Genomic DNA, 4,330 nt, shown 5'->3' with positions numbered 1-4,330 from the left:
CTCGACAGCTGCATCGGTCATCGGGACCACCCGAGCATGCCCGCTGATCATGCCGGCCCACTGGGAAACTCCAAGATCCCCGACAGAGTCAAGCTGAGGCCAGCGGACCCCTGTGGACAGTGGCCGGCCGTCCGCACAGGTGGCTACGGCGGCTGTCAGTGTCCGTCCGTACGGTGGAAGGCATGACGACATCCTCCGAGGAGAAGATCGCCGACGCGAAGAGGCTGTTGAGCCTCCCGCGTATCGTCGCGATCTGCGGCTCCACCCGCTTCATGACCGAGATGACCGAGGCCGATCTGCGGGAGACCAAAGCAGGAAAAATTGTCGTCAAACCGGGCTGTGACATGAAGTCGCCGCACGAACTCTCGTCCGATCCTGTCGAGGCCGAGGCGCTGAAGGTTCGACTCGATGATCTGCACCGGGCGAAGATCCGGCTCGCTGATGAGGCGCTCGTAGTCGGCGACTACATCGGAGACAGCACCCGAGCCGAAATCGCCTACGCCCGGTCGCTGGGCAAACCCGTGCGGTTCACGCACCCCGAAGTCGATCCTGACGCCTGACCGCATTGGGCCGGCAGAACGTTCACCCCACCGACAATGCGCGGTCGCCCGACACGATCGTCAGGGGATCGGGGTGTTGTCCCTCTGGTGGTAGTCCGTCTGCAGGTTCGCCGGTGGGGTCAAGAGCTGGCCCATCTCAATACTGCCGCTGCAGTCCAGACCGCTTTTGGGGTCGGTCACCCACGTTGGCCCACCGATCCAACCGCCCTCCGTGAAGTAGCCCGGCTCGAAGGTATGCGCGAACTCTTCCAGTCCAGAAATGATCCGGCGGCTCCAGTCGCGCTGCTCGCGCAAGCCCTCATCGTCGTATTGCCCAAGGTCCGTGACCTCGCCCAAGCCGAAGTCCGCGTACACCGCGACCTGCCCGAGGATGAGCGGCTGGCGGTTCACCGGGACGTCGGCCGGGCCGCGGCGCTCGCCGAACCGGTCCGACGCATTGCCCAGCCCCGCCGGCAGTCGCCCGGGCTCGACTACCACCGGCTCTCCAACGCCGAACACAGGGACAGCTCATCGATGCGCTCGCTGCCAGAGGCCGGAGAGGATTCAGTGCCGACGCCAGCGAATCAGCGACGTGCTGCCGAGTTCGCGTTCAGCTGCGAGCAGGTAAGCAACTGGGGAGCCTACGATCGTCTGACGGCGCGACATGAGCCTGCTGGCAACATATGGGACAACGGCAATGGCCGTTGCCACACCAGCGACAGCGAGTTGTCCGCCTGCGGCAGCAACGGCGCCCAGGATGGTGCCGGCTGCTGCGTTGGCGTCGATCTTCAGGACCATCGCTCCGGAGGTTGATTCGACGCCCAGCGCTCGCAGCGCTCTTCTGAGGTCATCGAGCTTCGGCTTGGTATGTCTCACATATAGGGATTCCAGGTGGGCATGCGCGACGGCTAGGTTCTCGACTGCGGCGATGGCCTGCAGCTCAGTTGAGACCTCTTCGAGGTGTATGCGAAAAGCGGCCAGCTCGGCCCGATACCGATCGCGGAAGCGGATGAGTTTGGATAGGGGCAGGTCCAGGAGATTCAACGGTTCGAGAACCGCCTGGATGGCGACTTGCAGATAGGCGCTATCGGCGTCCTCAAATCCCGGAGGTTGGGGCTCATCGCGAAGAAGCATCTCGGGCAAGCGGTCCAATGCACCAACGGCACGGTGCATCCGGGGGTCGTCGGTGACCAGCGAGGTCATGTTGTGGCGGGCTATCGCGTCGCTTAGTGCGGCCATGTAGGCAGATCCCATCGGGCTGCGGACACTGATCCACTCACGGTAGCCAGTGCCCGTCACCCGACGCGCCAGGTCTGAAGAAACAAGCAAATCGGACAGTTCGTGGCCGATAAGGGGATTCGCGGGGTCTGAGTACAAAGAAAACTCGTAGTTCTCCGGGAACGGGTTGTTGCTCACTGCCATTCTGTACTGTCGATCTTCGTGGCTATACACAATAGGGGCCTGCAGCCCGAATCGGCCCGTAATCTCCTGCCCATGAGTGGTGAGCAGCGCTCTAAAGGCGTCCGTCACGGCCGCCAGATCAGCCTTGCTTGGGACGGTTTCGATCAGGAAGTCGGTCTCCGAACGCAGTTGCCGGACCAAGTCAGTGTCGTTGTCCCACAGTTCCGTCAGTTCCGGGGGACGCACGCGCACGAGCTTGTCCCATGTCAGCAGGGCCAGTTTCACCGAGCTTTCCTCCTGGAAGTGTCGCCAGGGGTAGTACAGGGCGATCGATGGCACTCGCACCTCCGTTGATCGGCTGAGCTTCGTCGATTCTCTCAGGCTGTCAACACAGAACCAACGCCAGCATCGAAGCCCCGAGCCACTGATCGGCCGACCATCGAACTGCCTGCAGCAACGGGCCTAATCCGCGGTCGCGGCCAGCGAGTTGGGCCCAGCCGCGATCATCGCACACGCCCCGATCGCTACTGAATTTGAATGTGTGATGTCGGCCTGATCGTGTCAGCCGGTCAGGGCCAGGCCGGTGCCTATGAGGCAGCCGTCGATGAGAAGCCGTTGTCCTATCGATCTTGAGTGCGGTGTGATCGAAAGTGGCTGTCGGGGCGGGTGAATCTTGCCGTGTCGTGCATGAGGACAGGGCCTCTGGTGCAGTTCGGAGTTGTCGAGACGCCGAGTACGCCAGGAGGCCCTGTTGTCTATGTTGTACGCGGTCGGGGGCGAGGATCTCAACTCGTCGGTCGTGTCGTGCGATTGTCTCGCTCACCGGTTCGGGAACGCGGCCGATCAGCCCGGCCGGGCGCCGGTGTACAGCACGGATCTGACGGACATTGAGTGGCGGGAGATCCGTCCGCTGCTGCCGGTGCCGGGGTGGCTGGAGGGCCGGGGCGGACGTCCGGAGGGCTACGTCCGGAGGGCTACTGCCACCGCCAGATGCTCGATGCTGTCTTCTACGTCCTCGACAACGGGATCAAGTGGCGGGCGATGCCGGTGGACTTCCCCGCCTGGGACCGGGTCTACGCCTTCTTCCGACGATGGCGCGACGCCGGACTGATCACCGAGCTCCACGACCGGCTGCGCGGGAAGGTCCGTGAGCGGGCCGGGCGGGAAGCAGAGCCGACGGCCGCGGTCATCGACTCGCAGTCCGTGAAGGCCGACGTGGTCGTCGGCGCCGGCAGCCGGGGCTACGACGGAGGCAAGAAGATCAACGGCAGGCGCCGGCATCTGATCTGCGACACGGTCGGCCTGCTGCTGATGATCAACGTGACCGCGGGCAACGTCACCGACCGCCAGGCGGCCACCGACATGCTGCCCGCCCTGCGCGAGCGGTTCCCCACGATCACCAGACTATGGGCCGACGGCGGCTACACCGGAACCCTGATCACCTGGGCCCTGACCGTCCTGCACCTGGTCGTCACCGTGATCAAACGCAGCGACGACACCTCCGGCTTCGTGGTGCTGCCGCGCAGGTGGGTGGTGGAGCGGACCTTCGGCTGGCTGATGCGCTCACGCCGGCTGGCCCGCGACTACGAGCGGCGGCCCGACACATCCGAGGCGATGATCCTGTGGCCGATGACCATGCTCATGACCCGCCGCCTCGCAGCTCGGGCACAAGCGTGAACCGCCCCGACGGTTCCTTGACCAGCCAGCCCCGTTCCGCCAGCCGTGCCGCCTTCGACCGCACCCCCTCAGTCTTCGCCGGCACGCGCTCCAGACCGAGCGCCGAAGCGATCTCCCCGCAGGCCAACGCCGCCGGAGAGGCGGCCAGCACCCCGACGATCCGCTGATAGTCCGGCGACAGCTCCGACACCTCGACGCCTTCACCCCTGACCGGCACCACCGACCCCGGCACCCTCCCGCCCTCCCGCCCTTCGGCGTCGGCGTCGGCGTCGGCGTCGGGGCAGTGTTCTCCGCAACCGGCACCGCCGTCTCCATAACGTCAGCACCACCGCCCGGACCAGCGAGAACCTCGACGAGAACCTCCCGCGCAGTCACGAACCGCTCCCAGAACAGCTCCGCGTCGCGCAGCTCAGCGAGAACCCGGTCCGCCTCCTCACGCAACACCTCAACCCGCTGCCGGGCACCCCGTTCCCGCTCCTCCAGCAAACCGACCACCGACGGCATCCCTGAACCTCCACGACCAGACGACACGACGTGTCCTGTCTGCCACAGAACCCGCCACACCATGCCTGACCAGCGGAAAGTCAGCGATCAAGTACGGAAAGACAACGGCTTCTGAGCTTGACTCTGTCGGGGATCTTGGAGTTTCCCAGTGGGCCGGCATGATCAGCGGGCATGCTCGGGTGGTCCCGATGACCGATGCAGCTGTCGAG

At 65.0% G+C, this 4,330-nt stretch carries 5 protein-coding genes; 2 read left to right on the top strand and 3 right to left on the bottom strand.

The features are described 5' to 3' along the window. Positions 1-182 precede the first annotated feature (182 nt). A complete protein-coding gene (locus tag ACIBJG_RS38730) occupies positions 183-560 on the top strand; it encodes a hypothetical protein (protein ID WP_399315048.1) in 378 nt (125 codons plus the stop codon). 60 nt (positions 561-620) lie between these two features. Here ACIBJG_RS38730 and ACIBJG_RS38725 read toward each other — a convergent pair whose 3' ends face one another. Both ACIBJG_RS38725 and ACIBJG_RS38720 read right to left on the bottom strand, forming a co-directional pair. Further along, complete coding sequence (locus tag ACIBJG_RS38725; protein WP_399315046.1) at positions 621-1,037, bottom strand: hypothetical protein; 417 nt, start codon at positions 1,035-1,037, stop codon at positions 621-623. Between the two features lie 66 nt (positions 1,038-1,103). Next, a complete protein-coding gene (locus tag ACIBJG_RS38720; RefSeq protein WP_399315044.1) occupies positions 1,104-2,279 on the bottom strand; it encodes a DUF6236 family protein in 1,176 nt (391 codons plus the stop codon). A gap of 651 nt (positions 2,280-2,930) precedes the next feature. On the opposite strand from ACIBJG_RS38720, the gene ACIBJG_RS38715 reads away from it, so the two are divergent. Continuing rightward, positions 2,931-3,617, top strand: a complete 687-nt coding sequence (locus ACIBJG_RS38715; protein WP_399315042.1) for an IS5 family transposase — start codon at positions 2,931-2,933, stop codon at positions 3,615-3,617. Here ACIBJG_RS38715 and ACIBJG_RS38710 read toward each other — a convergent pair. Next, entirely contained in the window at positions 3,580-3,837 is a 258-nt protein-coding gene (locus tag ACIBJG_RS38710) for a hypothetical protein (RefSeq protein WP_399315041.1), read from the bottom strand. The genes ACIBJG_RS38715 and ACIBJG_RS38710 overlap by 38 nt on opposite strands. Positions 3,838-4,330: the final 493 nt, after the last annotated feature.

The organism is Streptomyces sp. NPDC050422 (assembly GCF_044458665.1).
Taxonomy (GTDB): Bacteria; Actinomycetota; Actinomycetes; order Streptomycetales; family Streptomycetaceae; genus Streptomyces.
Note: the sequence above shows the minus strand (reverse complement) of the source record. Positions and strands in the feature narration are given on the sequence as shown.